Genomic DNA, 649 nt, shown 5'->3' on the forward strand with positions numbered 1-649 from the left:
CGCACTCCATGACTAACAACCTCCCCGAGCTTTCCCACCCGGACGGGTCCCCCATCCGTGCTTTGGTGGTCGACGACGAGCCAAGCCTTTCGGAGCTGATGAGCATGGGCCTGCGCATGGCTGGCTGGTCAGTGGCAGTGGCAGCCGACGGCCCTGAAGCAGTGAAACTGGCCAAGGACTTCCGTCCCGACGTCCTGGTCCTTGACGTGATGCTCCCAGGGTTCGACGGCGTCGAGCTGCTGCGAAGGATCCGCACGTTCTCGCCCGAGGTGCCTGCGCTTTTCCTCACTGCCAAGGACGCGGTGCAGGACCGGATTGTGGGTCTGGCGGCCGGTGGCGATGACTACGTCACCAAGCCGTTCAGCATGGAGGAAGTCCTGCTTCGGCTGCACCGCCTGGTCCAGCGCTCCGGAGTCGCCGCCATGGACACGGCCGAATTGGTGGTGGGAGACCTCGTCCTCAACGTTGATACCCGTGAAGTGACCCGGGCCGGCGAGGAGCTCCAGCTCACGGCCACGCAGTTCGAGCTGCTCCGTTACCTGATGGAGAATCCCAAGCGCGTCATAAGCAAGGCACAGATCCTGGACCGCGTGTGGAACTACGACTTCGGCGGCCAGGCCAACATCGTGGAGCTTTACATCTCCTAATT

Annotated in this window: 1 pseudogene; it reads left to right on the forward strand. The window is 63.0% G+C overall.

What is annotated here, in order from left to right:
- Window positions 1-644 (forward strand): annotated as a pseudogene (locus AC5RWX_RS34065) (response regulator transcription factor); the annotation flags it as partial.
- Between the last annotated feature and the right edge of the window lie 5 nt (window positions 645-649).

This window comes from Arthrobacter sp. SPT-J7 (assembly GCF_059089965.1).